Source organism: Halanaerobium congolense, assembly GCF_004366375.1.
Lineage (GTDB): Bacteria > Bacillota > Halanaerobiia > Halanaerobiales > Halanaerobiaceae > Halanaerobium > Halanaerobium congolense.
In genome coordinates this window covers 82,136-103,295 of record NZ_SOEF01000003.1, presented here as the reverse complement: position 1 = coordinate 103,295, position 21,160 = coordinate 82,136, and the positions used below count along the sequence as shown (strand labels likewise).

Genomic DNA, 21,160 nt, shown 5'->3' with positions numbered 1-21,160 from the left:
AAATGTCAAACAAACGTGCAATAAGAGTTGGAGAATTATTGAAAGAAGAAATAAGCCAAATCGTATTAAGAGAAATGAAAGATCCTAGAATTGGTTTTGTTTCTGTAACTGATGTGGAAGTCAGTGGAGACTTAAGACACGCTAAGGTGTTTATCAGTGTTTATGGAACTGATAAAGAAAAAGAAGAAACTATGGAAGGTTTACAGCAGGCTCAGGGATTTGTTCGCAAGCTTGTTGGAGAAAGAGTAAAAATTCATCATACACCGGAGATTATTTTCCGTTATGATGATTCTATAGAAAATGGAGTTCATATTTCCGAAATAATAAAAGATCTAAAAGAATCAGGAGAGATAAAGGAGTCTGACTCTGATGCAGAAAAAAATTAAAGAAATCATTAAATTAATAAATAAAAATGACAATTTTTTAATTGTTGGCCATGTTGGTTCAGATGGTGACAGCATTGGATCAGTAACTGCTTTTACTCGTCTGTTAAGAATTAAAAACAAAAAGGTCAGAGCCTATCTTAATCGAGATACTCTGGCTCCTTTTTCTTTTTTAGAGACCGAGGGTGAGGAGTTTTATACGGATTCTAAAAAGTTGAAGAAAGATCTTGCAGCAGAAAATTATATTTTAATAACTCTTGATTCAGGGAATTTAGAACGGGTTGATTTAGAGGCGGAAATAACAGCAGGGGCAGAGTTTATAATTAATATTGATCATCATGCCGATAATAGTCATTTTGGTAAAATTAATTTAGTTGGATCTGATCGAGCAGCTGTTGGTGAAATAATTTATAATTTTGCTGTAGAAATGATTGGCATAGACATTCCCATGCAGGTAGCTGAACCTCTGGCAACAGCTATTATTACAGATACTGGTGCTCTGCGTTATGAAAATACTACTTCTCGAGTGCTCAGAATTTTGGCTGATTTGATGGATGTTGGAGTGGATATCTACAAAATTAACAAGAAGATTTTTGGCAGCATTAGTTATAAAGCATTAATCTTAAAGGGGCTGGCCCTGGCTACTCTTGAAAGAAGTGCAAATGGTAAAATAGCCTGGCTATATGTCAGCCGTCAGATGATGCACGAAGCAGAGACTGATTATACTGAAGGTTTAGTTAGTATGGCCAGAGATATTGAAGATGTTGAGATTGGAATTCTTTTTACAGAAGAGGAAGAAGCCGAAATTAAGGTCAGTCTGCGCTCTAATTTTTACGCAGAAGTTAATGAGCTGGCTGCAGAATTTAATGGTGGTGGACACCCTAGAGCAGCGGGTGCTACTGTTGAAAAGACTCTGGAGGAAACAATTAATTTAGTTGTGGAGGCTGCAAAAAAATATGTTTAATGGAACAGCAAATATTTTAAAACCACCTGGAATTTCTTCTTTTGCTCTAATCAAGAAATTAAGAGGGATTTTAGGTGAAAAAAAAGCAGGTCATACAGGTACTCTAGATCCAGCAGCAGCAGGAGTTTTGGGAGTTTGCTTTGGTAAAGCAACTAAGATTATTCCCTTTTTAGATGACAGCCGCAAAGAATATATTTGTGAAATGAAATTAGGTTTTAAAACAGACACTTTGGATTTAGAAGGCGAAACCATAAAAGAAGATCTAAACTGGAACAGTTTAACAGCAGCAGAGGTTGAAAGTGTTATTCATAAATTTCAGGGTAAACAGCAGCAGATCCCCCCAATGTATTCTGCTCTGCATTATCAAGGATCACGTCTCTATCAGTTAGCCCGACGGGGAATTGAAGTTGAGCGTCAGAACAGAAATATAGAAATTTTTGAGATTGAAGTTTTAGATATTAACCTCCCTTTAATTCGTTTTCGAGCTGAAGTTTCCAGAGGTACTTATATTCGATCTCTGGTTAGAGATATTGGAAAAAATCTAAATACAAATGCAGTTATGACTTTTCTACTGCGGACTAAATCAGGCCCTTTTAAACTTGAAGAAGCTATTAGTTTTGAAGAGGTTGAAAAACATGGTGGAACCATTCTACAGGAAAGTCATGAAATTTTAGATCTACCACATTACACTATTAAAACTGAAGAATATCAGAGGGCAGCAAATGGTAATTATTTAATCAAAGATAATCTTGTAGAATCTGAAATTGATTTAGAAGTTAATGATTATTTTCTTCTCTTTTCAGAATCGGGAGAATTTTTAGCTATTAGTCAACATCAAATTGTAGATGATTATCCAATCTATCAACCACATAAGGTTTTTATTTAATGCTGGAGGAAATGATATGCAGATTATAACAAGCAAAGAATATAATAAATATAGAAAAAGCAATACCTGTCTTGCAATAGGGGCTTTTGATGGCCTACATAAAGGTCATCAATTAATTATTAATGAGGCAATAAAAGAAGCTAGCGAAAATAATTATCCAGCTGCAGTTTTATCTTTTCATCCTCACCCCTTAGAAATCATTCCTGGAAACCCCCCCCCACCTTCAATTGTTTCCCGCAGACAAAAAATTTCCATTCTGCAGGAAATGGGAGTAGATTATTATTTTGAACAGGAATTTAATCAAGAATTTGCAGCTTTAAGAGCTGAAGAATTTATTAACGAAATTTTAATAGGAAAGATCAGAATAAATACAGTTGTAGTGGGTGATGATTTTCGTTTTGCCCATAAAAATGAAGGTAATGTCGAAATATTAAAAGAAATGGGAAGCCTCCACGGCTATCAAACTAAAATCATTTCCCAACTTCATGCTAGTGATGATCGGATTTCTAGTACCCGAATCAGAAATCTTTTAAAACACGGCAAAATAAAAAAAGCTAAAAAATTGCTGGGCAGGCCATACCAAATGTGTGGAAAAGTCGTACATGGGAAGAAAATTGGAAGAAAGCTAGGTTTTCCAACCGCAAATTTGAAGTTGGAAACTAATTATGCTCTGCCACCAGAAGGGGTTTATGCAGCTCAAGTAAAATTTGATGGCAGAGAATATATAGCTGCGGCAAATTTAGGTTATAACCCAACTTTTAATAATCAAGATATTTCTTTTGAAGTCTATATTCTAGATTTTGAGGATGATCTTTATGATAAAAGAGTATGTGTAGATATTATCGAATTTATTCGAGATGAAAAAGATTTCAATACTAAAGAAGAATTAATTGCCCAGATGGAGCAAGATGTTCTTTACACACGTAAGCTTTTGTGTTAAAATTATAAGGAAAGTTTTAAATTACCATTTGCTAGGATTACGAAACTCCGACGTTATCTTGGCTTATGGCGAATTAGTTTTACAGGAGGTGAATTTAATATGTTAAGTAAAGAGAAAAAGCAAGAAATTATAAAAGAATATCAGTTAGAAGAAGGCGATACTGGCTCAACTGAAGTACAGGTAGCACTTTTAACAGCAAGAATTGCTGAATTAACTGAACATTTAAAAGATCATAAGAATGATCATCATTCAAGAAGAGGTCTTTTAAAAATGGTTGGTACTAGAAGAAAGTTATTAAGATATTTACAAAATAATGATGTTCTGCGTTATCGTGAACTTATTTCTAAATTAGGACTTCGCGGTTAATAATGCACACTAAAAGAGCGGGGCAATCCCCGCTCTTTATTTGAATGAGGAGGAAAAAACATGAATGAATGGACAATTGATTATGCCGGAGATGAATTTAATTTTTCGACCGGCAAAGTGGCTAAACAGGCCAATGGTTCTGTAGTAGTCCGCTGTGGAGATACTCAGGTTTTAGTTACAGCAACTATGGATGAACCAAGACCAGGAATGAACTATTTCCCACTGATGGTTAATTATGAGGAAAGAGTTTATGCGATCGGACAAATTCCTGGTGGTGTTTTAAGAAGAGAAGGTAGGCCCAGAGATGAAGCAACACTTGCTGCTAGAGTAATTGACAGATCAATAAGACCACTGTTTCCAGATGGCTACAGACAGGATGTACAAATTGTAGCTACAATTTTATCTGTTGATGATGATCACGACCCTGAAGTAGCTGCCTTAAATGGTGCTTCTGCAGCCTTAACTCTATCTGACATTCCTTTTGCCGGTCCAATCGGTGGTGTCAAGGTAGGAATAGTAGAGGAAGAAATCATTATTAATCCAAATGAAGAAGAAAGAGAAAATAGTGATCTTGATCTTGTAGTAGCTGGAAGTAAAGATGCAATCATGATGGTAGAAGCCAGTGCTAATGAGGTAAGTGAAGCTAAAATCCTAGAGGCAATGAAAATTGCCCATGCTGAGATTAAAAAAATTATTGCTCTTCAGGAAGAAATGAGAGCAGAAGCTGGAATAGAAAAAGTTCCTTTTGAATCTCCAACTGTAGATCAGGAAATTCAGAAACAGGTAGACGAAATTTTGGAAGGTGCAATGAAAGAGGCAATTCAAATTCAGAATAAGCAGTCTCGTAATGAAAGATTGGACGAACTTAAGGCTGAGTTGAAAGAAAAAATAAATCCAGAAGAAGACGAAGATATTCAGGGACAGCTTGGACTGGCATTTGAAAAAATGCTCAAAAAATCTGTTAAGAGTTTAATTATTGAAGATGGTACTCGTCCTGATGGCAGAAATTATGATGAGGTTAGACCTATCTGGGCAGAGGTTGATTTTGTGCCTAGAGCTCATGGGTCAGGAATTTTTACCAGAGGTGAAACTCAGGCTCTAAGTGTTTTAACTTTAGGATCAGCCAGAGATGAGCAGATCTTATTTGGTCTGGGAGAAAAAGAAACTAAGCGTTATATGCACCACTATAATTTCCCATCTTTCTGTGTTGGTGAAACTTCTCCAATGCGTTCACCGGGTAGAAGAGAAATTGGACATGGTACCCTGGGTGAAAAAGCCTTATTACCTGTTATTCCATCTGAAGAAGATTTTCCCTATACAATTAGAATTGTATCTGAGGTCTTAGAATCAAATGGATCTTCTTCTCAGGCAAGTATCTGTGGTAGTACCTTAGCCCTAATGGCTGCTGGAGTACCAATTAAAGCACCTGTGGCTGGTATTGCAATGGGCTTAATGAAAAAAGATGATGAGATAGTTGTTTTATCTGATATTCAGGGTTTTGAAGATTTCCATGGTGATATGGACTTTAAAGTTGCTGGTACCAAAGATGGTATTACAGCCCTACAGATGGATATGAAGCTTAAAGGTCTATCATATGATGTTTTAGAAGAGGCTTTAAATAAAGCTAAAAAAGGTAGAATGCATATTATGGATAAAATGCTGGATGTTATTCCTGAACCTCGTCCAGAATTATCGGCAAATGCACCTGCAATCATTACCATGAATATTGATCCCGAAAAAATCAGATTTGTTATTGGACCTGGTGGTAAGATGATCAATAAGATTATTGATGAAACTGGAGCCGATATTGATATCGAAGATGACGGTCTGGTTAAGATCTTGACTGATGATCAAGAAGGTGGACAGAGAGCAAAAGAAATGATTGAGCGCTTGACTGAAGAGGTAGAAGTTGGCAAAATCTATCAGGGTAAGGTAAAGAGAATCATGAACTTTGGTGCCTTTGTAGAAATTCTACCAAATAAAGAAGGTCTTGTTCATATTTCTAAATTAGCTGATCATCATGTTAAAGAAGTTGGTGACGTTGTTTCTGTAGGAGATGAAATTCCTGTAAAAGTAATTGAAATAGATAACCAGGACAGAATTAATTTATCCTTGAAAGATGCAAAAAAAGAATTAGAAGATAAAGAATAATTTAAGATTTGATCGGTTTGAATAATCCTCAAACTGATCGAGAATATAGTTAACTGGAGATGGATTCTAAAATGATTTTGGGTAAACATGTTTCTATAGCTGGCGGCCTTGATAAGTCCTTTAAAAGAGCAGCTGATATTGGCTGTAATTCAATGCAGATCTTTGTCAAAAATCCACGCGGCTGGAAAATGCGTGAGGTTAAAGCAGAAGAAGCAGAAAAATTCAGGGCAGCAAGAAAAAAATATGAGATTGATCCAGTTGTAGTACATGCTGCTTACCTGATTAATCTGGCGTCTCCTAAAGATGAATTGTGGGGGAAATCAATTTCAGCTCTTAAGTCTGAATACCAGCGCTGTGACAGGCTCGGAGCTGAATACCTGATTTTTCATCCAGGCAGCCATACTGGTTCTGGTTTAGAAAGTGGTATTCGAAGAATAGCAGAGGCTTTAAATGAAATTTTAGCTGAAGTTGACAGTGAGACTATGATTCTTTTAGAAAACACTGCTGGTGCTGGTACAAGTATTGGGGAAGAATTTTCACAGCTTAAATCTATTTTGGAAGCTGTAGACCTTCCTGAACGACTTGGTATCTGTATTGACAGCTGTCATGCTTTTGCTGCTAAATACAATCTAGCAGAAGCAGAAGGTTTAGAAAAATTAATAACTGATTTTGATGAAATTATTGGTCTAGAACATTTAAAAGTTATTCACCTTAATGATTCGAAATATGACTGTTGTACAAATAAAGATGAACATGCTCATCTAGGAGAAGGGAAAATTGGGAGTCAGGCTTTTAAAAGGGTGATTAATCATCCTCAGTTAAAGGATAAAATTTTTATTTTAGAAACACCTCAATTTGAAAAACAAAAAGATGATGATGTTATATTATTAAAAAAGTTAAGGGAGGACTAAAGTTGTCTGCTAGTGCTGAAATGTTATTAGAAGTTGGAAATATAATAGAAAATGAAATTGAAGCAGCTTCTGGTAATGAAATATTTATGAGAGCTCAATTAAATAATAAAAATATCATTGAAGATATTGAAGTACTGGCAAGAGGTAATAGTTATTCTGCACCAGCTGTAATCAATAATTTAATGGCTGGCGAAATGATTATTCACAACCATCCTTCTGGTGACTTAACACCATCGGCTGCTGATATTAGACTGGCTGCTAAAATGGCAGAAAGAGGAATTGGTTTTGCCATAGTAAATAATCAGGCTGATCAAATTTATGTAGTAGTTGAGGCCGGCAGCAAAAAAGAAAATAAAAAATTGGATAAAGAAGAAATTTTAAGTTATTTTAAAAAAGAGGGTAAACTAGCTCAAGAAATTGATAATTTTTCAGAAAGAAAAGAACAGCTTTTAACAGCCGAAAAAATTATTAACTCCTTTAATCAACATCAATTTGATTTTATTGAGGCGGGTACAGGTACTGGTAAATCATTTGCTTATTTAATACCAGCTCTTTTTTATAATAATTTAAATCAGGCAAGAATTGTAGTGTCAACAAATACGATAAATTTACAGGAACAGCTGATAAATAAAGATCTAGTGACTTTAAAGCGGGTTTTAGATTTTGATTTTAATGCTGTCTTAGTTAAAGGCAGAAATAATTATCTCTGTCTGCGTAAATTCAAAAATTTTAAAAAGAATTTTGAGAACGATGATTTAAAAATAAAAGCAGAGCTTTTCCATGAATTAAATGATTGGAAAAAACAGACTGAAGCTGGAGAAAAATCCGAAATAAATTTTCAGTTAAAAAAATTAATTTGGAATCAAATTGCAGCTGAAAGTGATCTCTGTTTAAAAACTTCCTGTCCCTTTTATTCAAATTGTTATTTCATGCAGGCCAGGAAAGCAATCTATAAAGCTGATATTTTGATAGTTAATCATCATCTTCTTTTATCTGATGCTAGAGTTAAAGATGATGCTGGTTCTGCTGATCGCGGTATTTTACCTAACTTTAATCATTTAATTATCGATGAAGCTCATAATATTGGAGAAATTGCAACAGATCATTTAGGTCACCCCTTATATCAGCCTCTGCTTGATAACTGGTTGAAAAGATTAAGTGGTGATAAAAACTCTCTTTTATCGGAAATTAGAGAGGATATAGCCTTGGCTGTTGATAGTGATCAGAAAAGATTGAGAGATATTTTAGATAAAAAAATAATTCCAACAACTCAAAAAATAAGAGACTTAATTCCTCAGTATTTTAATGAATTAAAAGATTTAATTGCAGATTATCGAGATAAAAAGATTACGGTTAATCAAAAACTGCAGTCAGAGATGAAGTGGCAGGAGTTTTATCAAACCGCCCAAGATTTAGCTGCTTATTTAAAAAATAATTTTTCTTTTCTGCAGATTATATATGAAAATTTATATCTCGGCTTAGAAGCTGAGACTGATGAAAGTGAAATGAAAATCAAATCAAGCATTAACCGCTGTCATGATTTGATTAAAAGAATAGAATTTAATTTAGAAGCAGCAGATGATGATTATGTTTTTTGGCTGGAATCAAGTTATTATCGAGGCTCTGAACAGATAGTTCAAAAATCTGCTCCGATAGATGCCGGTAAATTTTTGCCAGATATGCTCTGGTCAAAATTAACAAATATAATCTTTACTTCTGCTACCATAACTGCTGCTAACTCGTTTGATTATTTTTATCGAGAAACAGGTATAAAAACTGCTGAAGAATTAAAGGTTGAGTCACCTTTTGACTATTCTAAACAGGCAGAATTGTTGATTCCACTTGATTTTCCTGATCCGGGTAATAAAAACTTTTTAAAAGAACTTGTAATCAATTTGAAAAAGATAATTTCTAAAAGCCGAGGCTCAACAATGGTTTTATTTACCTCTTATCGAATGCTGAGTTATTGCTATAATAATCTGAAGGATGAATTAGAAGAATTAGGAATCAGAATTTTATCTCAGTCTAGATTGTCACGTAATTATATTATGCAGGAATTTAGAGCTGAGTATAATACAGTTATTTTTGGGACCTCAAGTTTTTGGGAGGGGGTAGATTTACCTGGAGATATTTTAAAGTATTTAGTAATGGTTAAACTACCTTTTCCGGTGCCTGGCGAGCCATTATATCAGGCAAAAGAGGATTTGTTAAAAGCAGAGGGTCTAAACCCCTTCTATAATCTTGCCTTACCACAGGCGGTAATTAAATTCCGCCAGGGTTTTGGTCGTTTAATTCGATCAAAAAAAGATAAGGGCCTTATAATTTTATTTGACCGCAGGGTTAAAAGCAGATCTTATGGTCATAAATTTTTAGATTCTCTGCCGGAAGGCTGCCCTGTTGTAGAACTTAATTGTAATAAGTTGGTTGAAAAAATCGATGAAAATGGAGCTTGAATATGATAAACAAAAAATTATTCTTACCGACAATTCTTATATTTTCAGTGCTGCTTCTGTTTTCTACAGCTATTTATGCCGCTCCCAGTCTGAGCTTGATCTATGTGATTCAGCAGGGAGATACACTTTCTGAAATAGCAGCTGATTATGGTATCGGTTTAGAGCGGCTGAAGGCAGAAAATAAAATAATAAATGAAGCCAGTATAAAAATGGGAGATGAATTAGTAATTCCACAGCCAAAAACTGCAGTAAAAGATTCCAATCAGCAGGATAGAAAAATTTTTAGTAATTTTAAATCTGAAAAAGAAACGGTTTCTTTTTCAATAAATACCCATTATGCTGCCAGAATTAATCCGGATCATCAGGCACCTAACATTGATAAAATACCAAAGAATAAAATTATTGATTATTATGTAGGTCCAGGGGACACACTTTATGATTTAGCCCGCGATTTCAGCACTACAATTGGTACTATTTTAGCATTAAATGATAAGAAAAATAGTTTTTTAAGAAGCGGTGAAAAAATTCGTTTACCGGTCCATAATTTAACTTCACATCAAATTTTAAATAAAAGAGTCAGCAAACAGGAGCTTAATCTTTTAGCAAGAGCAATCTACGGTGAATCCAGAGGTGAGCCTTATTTAGGTCAGGTAGCTGTAGCTGCAGTTATTATAAATCGTGTTCTTAGTCGTAAGTTCCCCAACACATTTGCTCAGGTTATTTATCAGGGAGGACAGTTTTCTGCTGTCAGTGATGGGCAGATTAATTTAACCCCAAATCAGACAGCATATAGAGCGGCAAGGGACGCCTTAAATGGCAGTGATCCAACAAATGGAGCTCTTTATTTTTATAATCCTAAAACTGCAACTAGAGTTAGTTTCTTTAGAGGAAGAAGAGTTATTACAAAGATCGGTGATCATGTCTTTATAGAATAGAGGTGAAGTGCTTGGATAATAGAACAAATTAAACTTCCCAGCTTTTAATTTAAAGCTGGCTTCTTTTTTTATTCTAATATTTATCTGTATTTTTAGTTCTATAATTTTTGTTCCTTAAGATATTCAGGTTTCTTTTTTCCTTGCCGGAATCTGGCTGAAAAAAATGTGAATTTGTCAAAATTGAAGATCTATTTTATAATAATAACTATCAGATTAATTCTCTAACTGGTCTGCAAATTAAAATAAAGGATGATGGTAATGGAAATTAAGGTAGAAAGACTGAATAAAAAGATAGAATTACCTCAATATCAACATTATGGTGAAGACGCCGGGCTGGATCTTCATGCAGCAGAAGAACTAACTATTAAAAGCGGTGAATATAAATTAATAAAAACTGGTTTAAAAATAGCTGTTCCCAAAGGTTATGCGGCCTTTGTTTATCCCCGCAGCGGACTGGCTTTGAAAAAAGGGGTAACTGTCTTAAATGCAGATGGAGTCATAGACTCTGGTTACAGAGGTGAGGTTGGGGTAATTTTAATCAACCACGGTCCAGAAGACTTTAAGATTAATTTTAATGATCGTATTGCTCAATTAATAATTCAAAAAATTAATATTATTGAGTGGAATGAAGTGGAAAGTTTAAGCAAAAGTCAGCGTGGAGAAGGCGGCTTTGGTCACACAGGAGTAAAAAAACTAAGAAAGGAAAATCTAAATGACTGAAATTAAAGTTCCTGCAACATCAGCAAATCTTGGTCCGGGTTATGATACTTTAGGTTTGGCTTTGACTTTATTTAATAATTTTAAAATAAAAAAAAGAGCTGACCAAAAGCTTAAAATTAAGGTTATTGATCAAAATAAAGAGCAAGAAATTAAAATAGCTGCCTCAGATAATCTAATTGCACAGGCTTACCAGAGATATTTCAAGTTTTTAAAAAAAGATATTATTGGGGCTGAAATTGTCGAAGAGATGAACAGCCCGCTGGCTCGAGGTTTAGGAAGTAGTGCTTCGGCTATCATTGGGGGACTTGCAGCTGCTGCAGTAGTTTCTGGACAATTAATAACGGAAAAAGATTTTATTCAGCTTGCAGTTGAGCTGGAAAAACATCCAGATAATGTTGTGCCTGCTTTAGTTGGAGGTTTAACAGTAAATTTTAATTGCAGTGATAACTATGATTATTATAAAATAGATGTGGATCAAAATTTAAACTGCATTTTATTAGTGCCTGATTATGAGCTAAAAACAGAAAAATTGCGTCAGGTTTTACCTGATCAGATAAACTATCCTGCTGTTATTTCAAATTTAAGTCGAATTAGTCTTTTAACTGCAGCTTTTATCAACCGCGATTATCAATTATTAAAAATTGCGATGGATGATCAGCTCCATCAGCCATACCGCAAGCAGTTAATAAAAGGTTTTGATAAGATTATAGAGACAGCCTATATTAATGGTGCTGTCGGTGCAGCTTTAAGTGGAGCCGGGCCAACAATTTTAGCGTTGGCAGTTGAAAATGAAAAAATAATTGCAGCAGAAATGAAAAAAAATTACGATTCACTTGCAATTGATTCAAGTTTTTATATAATTAAAGCCTATAATAAAAGTTTATATCAGAGTCTAAAAGAGGAGATATTAAAAAATGGCTAAAGCAGCTTTAATGGCTAAGCAGGAATCTTTTAATTCATTTATGCGATTTTTTGCTAAAAATAAAAATAAAATAGAAAAATTAGCAGGAGAAAAAATAGAATTAGAATTTATCTATAATTATTCTTCAGAAAAAGATATTAATTTTGAAAAGCTGGACTTAAACACCATGAATTCAATAAAAGTAGTAAATAAGTTTAAGGATCTGCTTTCGAATTCTAAAATCGATATAATTATAGACTTAAGTCAGAATGAAGATGTAAAAGATTATATTATTCAAAGTTTAAAAAATAAAAAAAATGTTATAACTTCAAATAAAAAAATGCTGGCTGAAAACTTTAGTAAATTTAAAAGACTTGAAGAAAAGCATCAGGCTAAAATATATTATTCTGCCGCTTTTTCTCCACTGCCTTTAAAGACTTTAACTGATAATTTTTTTGCCTTAGATGAAATTACAGAAATGAATGCTATTTTAAATGCAACAACCAATTTCATTTTAACTGAAATGGAAAAAAACACTATTTCTATGAAAGAAACACTGGAGCAGGCTAAAGAATCAAGTTACATTGAAGAAAATCCAGAATTAGATTTGGGAGGCTTAGATAGTTTATATGAAATTGTTTTATTAGCAAATTTATTTTATAATGTAAATGTAGATCCTGAACTGGTTAAAGTAAAAGGCATTAAAGGGATTACCAGTTATGATTTAATTTATGCTGCAGAACTTGGTTATAAAATAAAACTATTAACATCAATAAAAAAAGAAAATGAAAATCTTTACATAGGAGTTAGACCAAATTTAATTAGAAAAAATAACTTTTTAGCTTCAGTTAATGAAAACAGTAATGCTGTTGAATTTGTTTCAAGTTATAATTCCAAAACTAATTTCAAAGCAAAAAATACTGATTTAGCACTTGAAAATCTGCTGATTTTAGATTTGATTAATGCAGTTAAAAATAATAATAAGAATAAAATTAATTTTGATTTAGAAACAGAGATTGAAAATATCTTTGATTTGTATCATAATCAAAAAAGAGTATTTTATATTAGACTGCAGCTGGAAAAGGATGAAAAAATTATTGAAGAAATAAAAAATATCTTTTCAGAAAAAAATCTGGCAGATTTGATTTTACAGGATAATTTAACTGAAACACCACTGCTGCCGGTAATAATCATAACTAAGAAAATCACAGAAAAAGATTTGGAAATAATACTGCAAGAAGTCGAGAAACTTAAAGGAGTATTAACTGTTAATAATATTATACCAGTTAAAGCAGAATAATAACTTTATAACAACAGGAAGGTGAAACAATTGTCATTAATTGTACAAAAATATGGAGGAAGTTCAGTAGCAAATGCAGACCTGATTAAGAATGTTGCCAAAAGAGTAATTGAGGGATATGAGGAAGGCAATCAAATGATTGTAGTAGTCTCTGCAATGGGAGATACCACAGACCATCTAATTGAATTAATGGAGGATATTACTGATGATCCAGATCCAAGAGAAGTAGATATGCTTTTAACAACCGGGGAACAGGTTTCAATAGCACTTTTAACTATGGCAATTCATGCTTTGGGGTATCCAGCAATTTCATTAACCGGAAGTCAAATGAAAATCAAAACAAATGAAAAACATAATCAGGCGATGATTACTGACATTGATACTACCCGTTTAAAAAAAGAATTAGCGGAGAATAAAATAGTTATAGTTGCTGGTTTCCAGGGGGTTAATGAAAATCAGGATTTCACAACCTTAGGTAGAGGTGGCTCTGACACAACTACAGTTGCTGTTGCAGCTGCCATAAATGCAGATCGCTGTGAAATTTATTCTGATGTTGATGGTGTTTATACGGCAGACCCAAGGGTTGTAAGAAGTGCAAGCAAATTAGATCATATTTCATATGAAGAAATGTTAGAGCTGGCTAATTTAGGAGCTAATGTTTTACATCCACGAGCAGTAGAGCTGGCAAAAACCTATGATTTAAAATTATATATAGCATCTAGTTTTAATAAGACTACTGGTACAATTGTTAGGGGAGATGAAAAAATGGAAGGTAAAAAAAATGTAGTTGGAGTAGCAAGTGATTTAGGAGAAATCAAAATTACTGTAGAAAGGGTACCTGATGAACCAGGGATAGCTGGTAAAATGTTTAGATCTCTGGCTGATAATGCAGTTAATGTTGATATGATTATTCAGAACCTGCAGCGGGATGAGCTTAATGATATTACCTTTACCATAAATCAGGATCAGGAAAGATTAGCACTTAAAGTACTGGAAAATATTAAATCTGAAATTAGATTTAATAATTATAGTATTGATCGCGATGTAGCTAAAATTTCAATTGTTGGTGCTGGAATGCAGTCTACACCTGGTATAGCAGCTAGAATGTTTACCTCTTTAGGTGAAAATAATATTAATATTGGGATGATTACTACCTCTGAAATTAAAATTTCCTGTTTAATCAAAAAAAATGATGCTAATAAAGCTCTTAATGTTCTGCATCAAGAATTTAAATTAGATAAAATTAATGAGTAAATATTGCAAACTCTTTATTTTTAACATATAATTGATTTAGGTAATTTTAGCAGTTAAAGCAGCTGCTGTAATTTTTAAAATTATAATTAGAGGAGGCTAAAGTATGAATGTAAAGAAAAAAGGAGAAGTTTATCGCTGTGAAATTTGTGGTAATGTAGTTGAGGTAAAAGAAGTTGGTGGGGGAGAATTGGTTTGCTGTGGTGAGCCAATGAAGTTAGAAGAATAAACTTTAAAAAATCTATTACAACCCGGGGTTTACGCTCCGGGCTTTTAAATGCTTAAAGCAAAATAAATAAATAATTTGTATGTATTTCTTAAAGGATTTTTCTCTGCTTGCGAGAAGTTATTATAATAGAAAAAGTTCTAAATTTGATTTTCGAATTTGATTTATCTAAAATTAAATTAAATAAAGCTCTGGGAGGAAATTTATAAAATGAATTATTTTGAAAAGAAAAAAATAAAGGATATTTTAGAAGATAAAATTGATAACTATAAAGACGTTATTGTTATGGGATGGGTAAGAACAAAAAGAGTCTCAAAAAATATTGCCTTTATAGAGATTAATGATGGCAGTACTCTTAAAAACCTGCAGCTGGTTATTTTAAGTCCGGATGAGCATCCACTAGCAGAAATTAATAGGGGAGCCAGTATTAAAGTAAAAGGTTATCTGGATAAGGTTGAAGGTAGGGAACAGGATGTAGAAATGAAAGCTGAAGAAATAGAAATTATCGGAGAAGCACCGGAAGATTTTATTCTACAGAAAAAAAGACACAGCTTTGAATTTTTAAGAGAAATTGCTCACCTAAGAGCTAGAACAAATACCTTTGGTGTAGTTAACCGCTTCCGCAGTAAAATGTCGTATGCTGTTCATGAATATTTTTATAACAAAGATTTCAAATATATTCACACACCAATTATTACCTCAGGTGATGCCGAAGGTGCAGGAGAAGTATTTAAAGTTACCACACTTGATTTTGACAATCTTCCCCTAACAGATGCAGGCCAAATTGACTACAATCAGGATTTTTTTGCTGAAGAAACAGGTCTTACTGTTAGTGGTCAGTTGGAAGCCGAACTGCTGGCAACAGCTCTTGGAGATGTTTATACCTTTGGCCCAACTTTTAGAGCCGAAAACTCTAACACATCTCGCCACGCTTCAGAATTTTGGATGATTGAACCTGAAATGGCTTTTTGCAATTTAGAAGAGATGATGACCCTTATGGAAGATTTTATTAAAAATTTATTTAAATTTGCTGTTGAAGAAGCAGAAGAAGAAATGGACTTCTTTAATAAGTGGATTGATGAGGGACGTAGAGATATGATCAAAAACATTATTGAGTCAGATTTTGGCCGCGTGACTTATACAGAAGCTATAGAAATTCTGGAAAATAGTGACCACGATTTTGAATTCCCTGTAAAATGGGGTATTGATCTTCAGTCTGAACATGAGAGATATTTAACAGAAAAACATTTCCAAAAACCAATAATGGTTTATAATTATCCAAAGGAGATTAAGGCTTTTTATATGCGCCAAAATGATGACAGGAAAACTGTAGCGGCGGTAGATTGTCTGGTTCCTGGAGTTGGAGAAATCATTGGTGGTAGTCAGCGTGAGGAAAGATATGAAGAGCTAAAAAATAGGATGGAAGAGTTAAATATGGATTTAGAAAAATATGAGTGGTTTTTAGATATTAGAAAATATGGTTCTGTACCTCATTCTGGTTTTGGTCTAGGATTTGAAAGATTATTAATGTATTTATCAGGAATGCAGAATATTAGAGATGTTATCTCTTTCCCTCGTACTCCTGGTAGTGCTAAATTTTAATAAAAATATATTTAAGAGGAGAAAATAGATGCTGAATAGAGAGACCTTAGTTTCAATCATGGTATTAACAATAATCTTAATCTGCAGTTTGACCTCAAACACTTTAGCTGTAGAAGAAATAAACAGTGATTTAATTGTATTTTCTGGTGAACCTGAAGGAGTTACCGCTGCGGTCGCTGCAGCTCGGGAAGGTAAAAATGTAATACTTTTAATGTCCAGGGAAAAACCAGGTGGCTTAATGACTTATGCTGCTTTAAACTTTTTAGATTTAAATTATGATAATAAATCCAGAAATATTAATCATGGTATTTTTTCAGAGTGGCACCAGAAACTAGGTTCCTCTATTTCTTTTTCTCCTAAAAAAGCAGAAACTGTTTTTGAGGAAATGCTTGCTGCAGAAGAAAATATAACAATTATTAATTTGGCTGAACTTAAATCAGTAAAAGTTAAAGCTGGTAAAATTTATTATTTAGAAGCTGAAAAAAATAATAAAAGCTATAGATTAACTGCTGATTTTTATCTTGATGCTTCACAGGATGGTGATTTAGCTGCAGCAGCTGGAGAAGATTATTTTATTGGTACAGCCGATATAAATTTAAAAAATAGCTGGATGGCTTCTACTCAAATTTTAAAATTTTCTAATGTTAATCCGCAAAAATTAAAAAAAGCAGTGAGAAATAATAAATATTATGGCAGTCATTTTAGAAATGATCACGCCTGGGGATTTTCTAATTTTGGAAAAAGTTATCAGTCTCAAAATGACAATCTTCGCTTAAGGGGGCTAAATATAGTTTTTATTGAAAATAACGGTGGTTATGATGCATATATTAATGCCCTACTGTTATTTAATGTAGATCCTTTATCTGAAAAATCTGCTGCAGAAGCTAAAAAAAGTGCAGCTGTAGAAGCTGAATTAATATTAAAATATCTACAGGCTAATTTAGAGGGCTTTGAAAAGGCAGAGTTAAATGATCTGCCACAAGAGCTATACCGCAGAGAAAGCAGACACTTTCTGACAGAGTATCAATTAAAAACCCAGGATTTATTTAGGCAAAAAATATTTAAAGATACAATAACTTTAGCTTCCTATCCTTTAGATTATCAAGCGGCAGCTCAAGATTATCCAGGCTTTGTTTTATTTAATCCTGAGTATTACGGCATACCCTTAAGAACTTTAATTGCCAGAAAAAATGATAATTTACTGATTGTTGGCCGCAGCAGTGGTTATAGTTCTTTAGCAGCTGCAAGTGCAAGAGTTTTGCCACCAGCAATGAATACTGCTGAAGCAGCAGGTATTGCTGTTTCAGAAGCAGTAAATAAAAATAAAAGTCTGCTTGAAATCGTCGAAGATGAAGAAAGTCTTAAAAAAATTCGTTCAGCTTTGAAGATTAATCTTAATAATTATCCTGCAGAAGCACCAATCATTGATGATCCTCAGCTTTTAGGAAGTCTGGAAAGATTACTTTCCTGGGGAATCACAATCGGAGGTTATAATAATAATTTTAAGTTAGATACAGTACCTAATGAAAAAGAATTTACAGCAATAATTTTAAAAATTATGCAGAAAAAAGAAGCTGATAATCTTTACGAATGGGTTCCAGGTAGTTTGGAGACTCTCAGTTCAAATAAAAAACTAACTACTACAAATGCTTTAAAATTGCTGCTGGCAGCGGAAAGCCAGCGGGTCTTAGAAATGAATGAAGATCAATATTTTAACAAAGCTCTGGAAATGGATTTGGTTCCCGATAAATTGATAGTAGTTCTGACAAAAAAGAGAGTAATGAACCGGAAAGAGATGATTATTTTAGCAGCTCATTATTTGGACCGTTTTGAAACTCCATCTGACTTAAAAGCTATTAGGGGTGAATATTTTGACTAATCAAAACAGCTATTATACATATTATCCCTCACCGATAGGTATTTTAAAGATTGAGTTTAATAAAGAAGCTTTATTGAAAATTGAATTTGATGATCATCTGCGGGAAGTGAAAAATAACTGTCAAAAAAACTTTTATGAAGATAAAAAAATATTAAAAATATATAATCTGATTTTTGATCAGCTGAATCAGTATTTTTTAGGAAAAAGAAATTCTTTTGGAATCCCTCTACAGTTAGAAGGTAGTTCATTTGAATTGAAAGTCTGGAATCAGCTAAAAAATATTCCTTATGGCAAAACATATTCTTATGCTGAATTAGCTGCTGATATTGGAAAATCTGGTGCCGCTCGAGCTGTAGGACAGGCTAATTCTCGTAATCCAATCTCAATAATTATTCCCTGTCATCGAGTAATCTCAGCTGATGGCAGCATTAATGGCTATTCAGGTGGCATCTGGAGAAAAAGATGGCTTTTAAATCATGAAAATAATAAAAGTAAAAACATAGAAAGGAAGATATCTTTTGTCTAAAGAATTAAAAACTAGAGAAGAAATTAAAGAGAAATATAAATGGAATTTAAATGATATTTATCCTGATGATCAGAGTTTTGAATCAGAATTAGAAAAAGTTTTAAAAGAAGTTAAAAATATTAGCAAATTAAAAGATGATTTTACCGCAGGTGCTGATAATTTATTAGCTGCTTTAAATAAGATTATTACGATTGAAGAACAGACTTCTAAATTGTATGCTTATGCCCATATGAAGTATGACCAGAACACTCAAAATGAAAAATATCAAAATTATAAAAACAAGGCTGTGATGTGTTATAACAAGCTTTCAAATTCCACTTCATTTATGGTGCCGGCAATTATACAGCTGGGTGAGAAAAAATTAAATAAATTTAAAGAAGTCGAGGTAGAACTTGAGTTTTATAATCATTTTTTTGATGATATATTACGCCAAAAAGATCATTACTTATCTGCTGAAGAAGAAAAAATTCTGGCTTTGGCAGGTGAAGTTACCCAGAGTTCTGAAAATATTTTTAGTATGTTAAATAATGCTGATCTTGAATTTCCATTAATTAAAGATGAAAAAGAAGAAGAAATTCGTCTAACTCACGGTAGGTATATTGACTTATTAAAAAATGAGGACCGTCGGGTTAGACAGGATGCCTTTGAGGGGATGCACGGTGAATATCAAAAATTAGAAAATACTTTTGCAGCTGTACTTGACAGTTCTGTTAAAGGTGATGTTTTTTATGCCAGAGCTAGAAAATATGATAGTGCTCTGGAATCAGCTCTTGATAGTGATAATATTTCTACAGATGTTTATAATAATCTAATTGATACCGTTTCCAATAACTTAGAACCTCTGCATCAATATATGAAACTTAAAAAAGAACTGCTTAATTTAGATGAGCTTCATATTTATGACACTTATAAACCTTTAATTGAAGAGGTTGATTTAAAATTTAAATATGAAGAAACAAAGGAAATAATCAAAAACGCAGTAAAACCTCTAGGTAATGATTATATTCAAGTAGTAGAAAAAGGATTCCACTCCGGCTGGATAGATGTTTATGAAAATAAAGGTAAGCGTTCTGGAGCTTATTCCAGCGGCTGTTACGGGGTGCATCCATATATTTTAATGAATTATACTCAGGATATCAGCAATTTATTTACCTTAATTCATGAAATGGGACATGCAATGCACAGCTATTATTCTAATAAGAATCAGCCTTATTTGTATTCTAATTATAAGATTTTTGTGGCAGAGGTTGCTTCAACTTTAAATGAAAATCTGCTGCTTGATTATATGCTGGAAAATGCAAAAAGCAGAGAAGAAAAACTATATTTATTAAATTATTTTTTAGAAGGATTTAGGGGCACGGTTTACAGACAGACAATGTTTGCTGAATTTGAAAAAATGATTCATGAAAGTGTGGAGGCTGGCGAAAGTTTAACTTCCCAGGCTATGCAGAAAATGTACAGAAAGTTAAATCAAAAATATTTTGGTGAGGCTTTAGTAATTGATGAAAAATTAGATTATGAATGGGCCAGAATTCCCCATTTTTATTATAATTTTTATGTTTATAAATATGCTACTGGTTATTCTGCAGCAGCAGCTCTGGCAGATAAAATACAAAATGATGGTCCTGAGGCAGCTGCAAAATATTTAGAATTTCTAAAGGCTGGAGGCAGTGATTATCCGCTTAATATTTTAAGGAAGGCCGGAGTAGATATGAAAAAAGCTAAGCCTATAGAAAATGCAGCCGCTAAGTTTAAAAATTACTTAAAACAGCTGCAGGAATTAATTTAAGTATATAATAAAGGCTTAAATATTAGAAATCTAGTTTTAGAGTAATAAATATAGAAATTAATTATTCTTTAAAAAAATTAATTATATCCTGGACACATCTTTCTTTTTCAACATCATTTGTTATCACATGGGATGATTTTTGATAGATCTTTTGATCTACTAAAAATTGTCCCATTTTTTCATTTAAAAAAGCTTTTATTTTTTTGTTTTCAACTTGATCATCGTTGGTAGATAAGATAAGCTGTGTTTCAGTATCTATTTCAGCAGCAGCCTTTCTTCCCTTTTTGATCAATTTATATAATTCGGCCAGAGTTGAAGTATAATAATTAAAGCTGTAATTTTGATGAAAATCAATTTCAGCAGCGGTTGAGTTTTCAGAATCCAATTCAAAGCCAGTATCTAATTTTTTGATAAAATATCTGATATAAGGTGTAAAAATAATATTTTTATTTTTGGTAAAAAAAGCAGGAGCAACTAATGATAATTTTTTTACTTTAAATTGAGCAGCCACTAAAGCTGCAAGTAATCCACCCATTGAAAGGCCTGCCACATAAATTTCCTGGAATTTAGTGTTTAATTCTAAATAACTGTCTACAGCTTTCCGCAGCCATTGATCAGCATTACTATTTAAAAAGTCACTAATATTAGTAGCATGTCCAGGTAGTCGGGGAATGTATACGGGAATTTCTAAATTTTCATTGATTTTTTCAGCAGCATAAAGCCAATTAGTACTTTTACCACCATAACCATGCAAAAGCAAAACAGCCTTCTTAATATTTTCATCTTCAAAGCCAATTTTTATTTCTCTACCCAGAGGATTAATTTTAGTTGAACTTTCTATTTGATTTAATTTCATTATTTGATCACCCTTATCTTTTATCTATTTTACTATAAGAATTACTTTAATTCAAAGGAGATTCAAATTGTCATGAAATTGTAATATATTATATTTTAAATTTATAACTAAAAGTGATAGA

The 21,160-nt window shown here is 33.0% G+C and carries 19 protein-coding genes; 18 read left to right on the top strand and 1 reads right to left on the bottom strand.

Translation table 11 applies throughout. From position 1 onward, the window contains the following. Window positions 1-2 precede the first annotated feature (2 nt). The 18 genes from rbfA to pepF all read left to right on the top strand — a co-directional run bounded on the left by rbfA (window position 3) and on the right by pepF (window position 20,183). Window positions 3-386, top strand: a complete 384-nt coding sequence (gene rbfA / locus C7954_RS02165; RefSeq protein ID WP_073155583.1) for a 30S ribosome-binding factor RbfA — start codon at window positions 3-5, stop codon at window positions 384-386. Beyond that, window positions 370-1,347, top strand: a complete 978-nt coding sequence (locus C7954_RS02160) for a DHH family phosphoesterase (RefSeq protein ID WP_073155580.1) — start codon at window positions 370-372, stop codon at window positions 1,345-1,347. The genes rbfA and C7954_RS02160 overlap by 17 nt, the downstream gene beginning before the upstream one ends. Further along, the gene (gene truB, locus C7954_RS02155) at window positions 1,340-2,233 is read left to right on the top strand and encodes a tRNA pseudouridine(55) synthase TruB (protein ID WP_073155577.1); all 894 of its coding nucleotides are present in this window, start codon (window positions 1,340-1,342) and stop codon (window positions 2,231-2,233) included. Before C7954_RS02160 ends, truB begins: the two co-directional genes overlap by 8 nt. Window positions 2,234-2,249: 16 nt before the next feature. Then, the gene (locus tag C7954_RS02150; RefSeq protein WP_073155574.1) at window positions 2,250-3,173 is read left to right on the top strand and encodes a bifunctional riboflavin kinase/FAD synthetase; all 924 of its coding nucleotides are present in this window, start codon (window positions 2,250-2,252) and stop codon (window positions 3,171-3,173) included. 99 nt (window positions 3,174-3,272) lie between these two features. Continuing rightward, a complete protein-coding gene (gene rpsO / locus C7954_RS02145) occupies window positions 3,273-3,539 on the top strand; it encodes a 30S ribosomal protein S15 (RefSeq protein WP_073155570.1) in 267 nt (88 codons plus the stop codon). A 60-nt stretch (window positions 3,540-3,599) separates the two neighbouring features. Then, window positions 3,600-5,690 (top strand): polyribonucleotide nucleotidyltransferase, encoded by a 2,091-nt coding sequence (locus C7954_RS02140; RefSeq protein ID WP_073155568.1) that lies wholly within the window; start codon window positions 3,600-3,602, stop codon window positions 5,688-5,690. A gap of 59 nt (window positions 5,691-5,749) precedes the next feature. Continuing rightward, window positions 5,750-6,601, top strand: a complete 852-nt coding sequence (locus C7954_RS02135) for a deoxyribonuclease IV (RefSeq protein ID WP_306806887.1) — start codon at window positions 5,750-5,752, stop codon at window positions 6,599-6,601. 2 nt (window positions 6,602-6,603) lie between these two features. Further along, window positions 6,604-9,054 (top strand): helicase C-terminal domain-containing protein, encoded by a 2,451-nt coding sequence (locus C7954_RS02130; protein ID WP_073155561.1) that lies wholly within the window; start codon window positions 6,604-6,606, stop codon window positions 9,052-9,054. A gap of 2 nt (window positions 9,055-9,056) precedes the next feature. Beyond that, window positions 9,057-9,989, top strand: coding sequence for a cell wall hydrolase (locus tag C7954_RS02125; RefSeq protein WP_073155559.1), 933 nt, complete (start codon window positions 9,057-9,059; stop codon window positions 9,987-9,989). Between the two features lie 258 nt (window positions 9,990-10,247). After that, entirely contained in the window at window positions 10,248-10,709 is a 462-nt protein-coding gene (gene dut, locus C7954_RS02115; RefSeq protein ID WP_089655093.1) for a dUTP diphosphatase, read from the top strand. Beyond that, the gene (gene thrB, locus C7954_RS02110; RefSeq protein ID WP_089655094.1) at window positions 10,702-11,631 is read left to right on the top strand and encodes a homoserine kinase; all 930 of its coding nucleotides are present in this window, start codon (window positions 10,702-10,704) and stop codon (window positions 11,629-11,631) included. Before dut ends, thrB begins: the two co-directional genes overlap by 8 nt. Next, entirely contained in the window at window positions 11,624-12,910 is a 1,287-nt protein-coding gene (locus C7954_RS02105; protein ID WP_073155551.1) for a homoserine dehydrogenase, read from the top strand. Before thrB ends, C7954_RS02105 begins: the two co-directional genes overlap by 8 nt. A gap of 30 nt (window positions 12,911-12,940) precedes the next feature. Then, window positions 12,941-14,164, top strand: a complete 1,224-nt coding sequence (locus tag C7954_RS02100; protein ID WP_073155548.1) for an aspartate kinase — start codon at window positions 12,941-12,943, stop codon at window positions 14,162-14,164. A gap of 103 nt (window positions 14,165-14,267) precedes the next feature. Beyond that, the gene (locus tag C7954_RS02095; RefSeq protein WP_073155546.1) at window positions 14,268-14,390 is read left to right on the top strand and encodes a desulfoferrodoxin FeS4 iron-binding domain-containing protein; all 123 of its coding nucleotides are present in this window, start codon (window positions 14,268-14,270) and stop codon (window positions 14,388-14,390) included. A 207-nt stretch (window positions 14,391-14,597) separates the two neighbouring features. Beyond that, window positions 14,598-15,989 carry an asparagine--tRNA ligase gene (gene asnS / locus C7954_RS02090; protein WP_073155543.1) on the top strand — a complete coding sequence of 464 codons (1,392 nt, stop codon included), beginning with the start codon at window positions 14,598-14,600 and terminating at the stop codon, window positions 15,987-15,989. 28 nt (window positions 15,990-16,017) lie between these two features. Then, window positions 16,018-17,868, top strand: a complete 1,851-nt coding sequence (locus C7954_RS02085; RefSeq protein ID WP_073155540.1) for an FAD-dependent oxidoreductase — start codon at window positions 16,018-16,020, stop codon at window positions 17,866-17,868. Next, window positions 17,861-18,394 carry a methylated-DNA--[protein]-cysteine S-methyltransferase gene (locus C7954_RS02080; RefSeq protein WP_089716616.1) on the top strand — a complete coding sequence of 178 codons (534 nt, stop codon included), beginning with the start codon at window positions 17,861-17,863 and terminating at the stop codon, window positions 18,392-18,394. The genes C7954_RS02085 and C7954_RS02080 overlap by 8 nt, the downstream gene beginning before the upstream one ends. Beyond that, a complete protein-coding gene (gene pepF, locus C7954_RS02075) occupies window positions 18,387-20,183 on the top strand; it encodes an oligoendopeptidase F (RefSeq protein ID WP_089655097.1) in 1,797 nt (598 codons plus the stop codon). The genes C7954_RS02080 and pepF overlap by 8 nt, the downstream gene beginning before the upstream one ends. A 61-nt stretch (window positions 20,184-20,244) precedes the next feature. Here pepF and C7954_RS02070 read toward each other — a convergent pair whose 3' ends face one another. Beyond that, window positions 20,245-21,039, bottom strand: coding sequence for an alpha/beta hydrolase (locus C7954_RS02070; protein WP_073155532.1), 795 nt, complete (start codon window positions 21,037-21,039; stop codon window positions 20,245-20,247). Between the last annotated feature and the right edge of the window lie 121 nt (window positions 21,040-21,160).